At 48.7% G+C, this 6,000-nt stretch carries 6 protein-coding genes; all 6 read left to right on the top strand.

The window, feature by feature from the left end:
* The first annotated feature begins 124 nt into the window (after window positions 1-124).
* From BLU98_RS08765 to BLU98_RS08740, 6 genes are read left to right on the top strand one after another with little or no spacing between them, the layout of a single operon-like run.
* Window positions 125-379 carry a SemiSWEET transporter gene (locus BLU98_RS08765; protein WP_026773633.1) on the top strand — a complete coding sequence of 85 codons (255 nt, stop codon included), beginning with the start codon at window positions 125-127 and terminating at the stop codon, window positions 377-379.
* A gap of 36 nt (window positions 380-415) precedes the next feature.
* The gene (locus BLU98_RS08760; RefSeq protein ID WP_092723653.1) at window positions 416-1,225 is read left to right on the top strand and encodes an SDR family oxidoreductase; all 810 of its coding nucleotides are present in this window, start codon (window positions 416-418) and stop codon (window positions 1,223-1,225) included.
* A 14-nt stretch (window positions 1,226-1,239) separates the two neighbouring features.
* Window positions 1,240-3,861 (top strand): MGH1-like glycoside hydrolase domain-containing protein, encoded by a 2,622-nt coding sequence (locus BLU98_RS08755; protein ID WP_092723652.1) that lies wholly within the window; start codon window positions 1,240-1,242, stop codon window positions 3,859-3,861.
* The gene (locus BLU98_RS08750; RefSeq protein WP_092723651.1) at window positions 3,858-4,169 is read left to right on the top strand and encodes a nucleotidyltransferase family protein; all 312 of its coding nucleotides are present in this window, start codon (window positions 3,858-3,860) and stop codon (window positions 4,167-4,169) included. Before BLU98_RS08755 ends, BLU98_RS08750 begins: the two co-directional genes overlap by 4 nt.
* The gene (locus BLU98_RS08745) at window positions 4,156-4,491 is read left to right on the top strand and encodes a HepT-like ribonuclease domain-containing protein (RefSeq protein ID WP_092723650.1); all 336 of its coding nucleotides are present in this window, start codon (window positions 4,156-4,158) and stop codon (window positions 4,489-4,491) included. Before BLU98_RS08750 ends, BLU98_RS08745 begins: the two co-directional genes overlap by 14 nt.
* Window positions 4,492-4,529: 38 nt before the next feature.
* Window positions 4,530-5,822 (top strand): voltage-gated chloride channel family protein, encoded by a 1,293-nt coding sequence (locus BLU98_RS08740; protein ID WP_092723649.1) that lies wholly within the window; start codon window positions 4,530-4,532, stop codon window positions 5,820-5,822.
* Window positions 5,823-6,000 lie beyond the last annotated feature (178 nt).

Genomic DNA, 6,000 nt, shown 5'->3' with positions numbered 1-6,000 from the left:
CGCTGAACTTGCGCCTGGTTTTCTTTGTCATATTCGGTAATTTAGGATGAAAAATTCATTCTTAACTACCTGCCCTTTTTTAAGGGTACATTATACAAATCACTATCTTCCCTGAAAACCAGCGATGAATCCGATAACCCTATTGGGACTTGCAGCGGCTTTTTGTACCACGGTCTCTTTTCTCCCCCAGGCCATTAAAACAATCAGGACCCGTGACACTTCGGGTATCTCGCTTTCCATGTATGGCTTGTTCACTTTCGGCACTTTGTTGTGGTTGCTCTTCGGTCTTTTTACTTCCAACATTCCGGTTACTGCAGCCAATGGAGTCACATTGATTTTTGCGTTGATCATTCTTGTATATAAGATCAAATACCATTAAACGAGCATCAGCATCATCGAACCTTAATTCTTCCGCATGAATCCCAATCCCAAATTAAAAGGTCAGTCCGCCCTGGTTACAGGCGCCAACAGCGGTATCGGTAAAGCCGTGGCTATTGCGCTGGCAAATGATGGCGCCAATGTGGTGGTCAATTATGTAACCCATCCCGAAGCAGCTGAAGCTGTTGTAACAGAAATCAAAAACAATGGTGGTACGGCTATTGCTTTGCAGGCAGATGTGAGCAAGGAAGACCAGGTACAGGCTATGTTCCAGGCCATGTACAAACAATTCGGTACCATCGATATATTGGTGAACAATGCAGGCTTGCAAAAAGATTCTCCTTTTGAAAATATGTCACTCGCCGATTGGCAACTGGTGATCGATATCAACCTCACCGGGCAGTTCCTTTGCGCAAGAGAGGCGGTGCGTGAGTTTTTACGCAGGGGCATTGTACCTGAAAGAAGTGTTGCCGCCGGTAAGATCATTTGCATGAGCAGCGTGCACGAAGTCATTCCCTGGGGCGGACATGTGAACTATGCCAGCTCCAAAGGCGGTATCATGTTATTGATGAAAAGCATGGCACAGGAGCTGGCGCCTAAAAAGATCCGTGTCAACAGCATCGGCCCCGGCGCCATTCAAACACCCATCAACCGCGCCGCCTGGGAAACACCCGAAGCGCTGAACAAACTACTTACGCTGATACCCTATAACCGCATCGGTCAGCCGGAAGACATTGGCAAACTGGCCGCCTGGCTGGCAAGCGACGAATCGGATTATATTACCGGCACCACTGTTTTCTGTGATGGCGGCATGACCCTTTATCCCGGCTTCTCCACCAATGGATAACTCAAATAAGTTGTATGACAGCAGAACAGGAACGGTTAGAAAAGAATGCCGGTAAGGAAGTGCCGTTGGAAGAATGGGGCCCTTACCTCAGCGAAAGACAATGGGGCACTGTTCGGGAAGACTACAGCGAAAACGGCGATGCGTGGAATTATTTCCCCCACGATCATGCCCGCAGCCGCGTGTACCGGTGGGGAGAAGATGGGCTCGCCGGTATATCGGATTACCGGCAGCAATTGTGCTTTGCCGTAGCGTTGTGGAACGGCAAAGATCCCATACTGAAAGAGCGCCTGTTCGGACTCACCAATAACGAAGGCAATCACGGCGAAGACGTTAAGGAACTGTATTATTACCTCGATAACCTGCCTTCGCACTATTATATGAAATACCTGTACAAGTATCCGCAACAGGCATTTCCTTATGAAGACCTTGTTAGCACCAATAAGCACAGAAATAAATTCGAAGAAGAGTATGAGTTGCTCGATACAGGCATTTTCGACCAGGATGCTTATTTCGATGTATCGGTTACGTATGCCAAACAAAACAGCGAAGATATTTCCATCTGCATAGAGGTTGCCAACAAAGGCAAGAATGCCGCTACTATAACTGTATTGCCCACACTATGGTTCTTCAACAAATGGCAGTATGGCCAGATGCAACAAAAACCGCAACTGCAACGGATCAACGAACAAACGGTAAAGGCGATTCACGAAGACCTTGGTACCTATTACTATTATGTGCAACAACCACAAGCCATCTTCTTTACAGAAAATGAGACCAATACGGAACGCTTGTTCGGCCGGCCCAACCCATCGCCTTTTGTGAAAGATGCTTTTCATGATGCGGTGATAGATGGAAAGAACAGGGAACTACTGGCGCAACAACCAACGGGCACCAAATGTGCGGCTGTATATGAACTAACCATTGCACCCGGCGCCAGTCAGTTGATCTATGCGCGCATTACAAGCCATCAAACCGAAACGCCTTTTGATGAGCGGCTGCCGCAATTGTTTGCAGCGCGCCAACAGGAGGCGGATGATTTCTACCGGTCAGTCTTCCCCGCGCAAACAGATCCTTCTCTTGCCGCCCTGCAGCGCAAAGCCTTCGCCAGTCTGCTTTGGAGTAAACAATATTATCACTACGATATAGAAGACTGGCTGGCATCGTCGGACGGCGTCAGTCCGGCTGCCGCTGCAAGACAGCAAGGCCGGAATGCCGGCTGGAAGAACATCAAAAACGCCGATGTGATTCTCATGCCCGATAAATGGGAATATCCCTGGTATGCGGCCTGGGACCTGGCTTTCCATTGCATACCCATGGCCATCATTGATCCGCAGTTTGCCAAGCATCAATTGATATTGCTTACGAGGGAATGGTATATGAACCCGAACGGACAAATGCCGGCTTATGAATGGAATTTCAGTGATGTGAATCCGCCGGTACAGGCATTCGCCGCGTTGCAGGTATACCAGATAGAAAAGCAAAGAACCGGCAAGGGCGATATCACATTCCTTAAAAAGATCTTCCAGAAGCTGGTAGTGAATTTTACCTGGTGGGTGAACCGTAAAGACCTGAACGGGAATAATATTTTCAGCGGAGGCTTTTTAGGGTTAGATAATATCGGCGTCTTCAACCGCAGCAGCCAGTTGCCCGATGAAGTGGAGCTGGAACAAACGGATGCCACTGCGTGGATGGCCATGTATGCACTGCATTTGTTCGACATGGCCGTTGAGATTGCCACGGAAGACCTGGCTTTTGAAGACATGGTCACCAAGTTTTATGAGCATTTTATATTGATTGCCGATGCCGCCAATCACCTGGGCCTGTGGGACGAAGGAGATCGTTTTTTTTATGATGTGCTGAGCTTATATGGAAAAGCGCCCGTGCCGCTGAAGATCAGGTCGGCGGTAGGGTTGGTGCCTCTGTTTGCGGTATCGATACTGACTAAAGAGCAGTGCAGCCGCTTGCCGGGTTTTGAAAAAAGAAGGAACTGGTTCAATCATTATGAAGAAACCATCCATCATTATAAAGCCTATGCAGAAAGAAAAGATCCGGATACGCTTCTTTTCTCCCTGGTCGATACAGATAAGTTAACGGCTTTGTTGTCTAAACTGCTGGATGAATCGGAATTCCTGTCACCCGGCGGCGTGCGTGCGCTTTCCCAATATTATAAAGACCATCCTTACCGGATAAGCATCGAAGGCAACGATTATGAAGTGAGCTACGATCCGGGCGATTCCACTTCCGGATTGTTTGGCGGCAATTCCAACTGGCGGGGTCCGGTATGGATGCCCGTCAATTATTTATTGGTAAAATCCATAGAAAAATACGGCGCCTTCTATGGCAACGACCTGCGCGTTGAATTCCCGCAGCGTTCCGGCAATTTTATGAACCTCGAAGCAGTGGCGGCACAGTTGCGCCAAAGGTTGATCCGTATCTTTACCAAAGATGCCAATGGAAAAAGGCCGGTACATGGCAGGCACAGCTGGTTTTATGAGCGGCCCGGCAACGAAGAGCTGGTATTGTTTTATGAGTATTTTCATGGCGATGATTCGCATGGAGTAGGTGCCAGTCACCAAACCGGATGGACGGCGCTGATCGCGGATATGCTTTCTGAAAGTAGTATCTTAGACCCATGAAAGAGCCTGTTCAGGATAAGAATAACCTGCTTTTGATGTTAAAAGCCAATGGGTCTAAGATCAAATCTTATGGCGTAGAGAGCCTGAGTCTTTTTGGATCTTTTGCTCGAGGTATACCAGGTCCGGAGAGCGATGTGGATTTGCTGGTTAATTTTGACCCTCAAAGAAAAACTTACGACAACTTTATGGAGTTGTCTTTTTTCCTGGAGGACCTGCTTGGCAGAAGGGTCGAGTTGGTAACGCCCCAGTCACTGAACAAATTCATAGGCCCACATATTCTAAAACGTGCAGAGCATGTCGCCATCTGATCTGGAATTACTGAAACATATAGCTGATGAAATTTCTTTTGTTTTAAAAGCTACTCAAGACAAAACAAAGGAAACAGTAATTAATGATCCTGTTTTGTCACGGGCTATCGTGCGCAGTTTAGAAATAGTAGGCGAAGCAAGCAATAAACTAGATCCTGATTTCAAATCTGATCATCCGGAAATTGAATGGCGAAAAATCATCAGCACACGCCACAAACTCATACACGATTATTTTGGAGTAGATTATGACATAGTGTGGGATATAGTATCTCGTAAGTTGCCAGATCTACTTGATTTTATAGAACAAATTATCAAAGAATAAAGGTTTAGGGATGACTGTGCTCAGTTTTATCGGTCTGCATGAAAAAAATCAAATCTTCTTTTGAACAGTTGTCGATCTTTTTGCATTTGCTGAAATGGTCGGCTTATGCTTTGCCATTGGCTGTGCTGGTGGGTTCGCTGGTGGCTTTGTTTCTGTGGTTGCTCGATAAAGTAACAACCATGCGGGAGCAGCATGAGTGGCTGCTTTTCTTATTGCCGGTAGCAGGTGTGCTGATTTTCTTCCTGTATAAATACGCCGGCAAGAATGCCGAAGCGGGCAATAACCTCATCATGGATGAGATCCATGAGCCGGGCGGAGGCGTGCCGGCGCGCATGACGCCACTGGTGTTGATCACTACACTCATCACCCACTTATTCGGTGGCTCGGCGGGCAGGGAAGGAACGGCTGTTCAAATGGGCGGCAGCATGGCAGGACTCCTCGGTAAATGGATGCGGCTCAACAGGAGCGACCTGCGCATATTGCTGATGGCGGGAATGGCTGCCGGCTTCGGGGCTGTTTTCGGTACCCCTCTAACAGGCGCCATCTTTGCGCTGGAAGTACTGGCAGTTGGCCGCATCAACCATACGGCCCTGTTGCCCTGCTTTATAGCTGCTTTCCTGGCCGATATCACTTGCAGCGCATGGGGTATCCGGCATACGCATTATGCCATCGCCCCTTTGCAGGCAGCAGCGGCACATCTGTTGCCATACCTGCATTTCAACGGGATACTGCTCATGAAAGTGATCCTCGCTGGTATATGTTTCGGGCTGGCTGGGTTCTTTTTTGCCGAACTGTCTCGCAACATCAAAAAGTACAGTACGCAATATATCAAAACGCCCTGGCTGGTCCCTTTAGCCGGCGGGTGTATCATTATAGTGCTGACATTGGTGCTGGGTACTTCCGATTACCTGGGATTAGGCGTTACGAGTGCACATACAAATGGCGTGAGCATTGTGTCTTCTTTCCAGCCCGGTGGTGCCGGCTATACCAGTTGGTTTTGGAAACTGCTGTTCACCGCAATTACCATTGGCACTGGTTTTAAAGGAGGAGAGGTGACGCCCCTGTTTTTCATCGGCGCCGCACTGGGCAATGCCATTGCCACGCTTACCGGCGCGCCCATTGATCTTATGGCCGGACTGGGCTTTATCGCCGTCTTTGCGGGCGCCACCAATACGCCCATCGCTTGTACTTTGATGGGTATTGAACTGTTTGGCGGCGAGTACACCCTTTACTATGCAATAGCCTGTTTCACCGCTTATTATTTCAGTGGTCACTCCGGTATTTACCGCGCCCAGCGGGTAATGAGCACTAAAACAGGTGCGTCATCCTGAGCGTTCTTCGATCGTCATCCCGAGCAACGTCACCCTGAGCGAGCGAAGCGAGTCGAAGGGGCAGCCGAGGGATCTGCCCGAATCTCTGGCAGGTCCTTCGACTCGCTTCGCTCGCTCAGGATGACGGAAATAAGGGATGCTCAGGATGACGTAGCAAGGGTACCTCAGTTCTTCTGTG

This window comes from Hydrobacter penzbergensis, assembly GCF_900106985.1.
GTDB lineage: Bacteria > Bacteroidota > Bacteroidia > Chitinophagales > Chitinophagaceae > Sediminibacterium > Sediminibacterium magnilacihabitans.
Note: the sequence above shows the minus strand (reverse complement) of the source record. Positions and strands in the feature narration are given on the sequence as shown.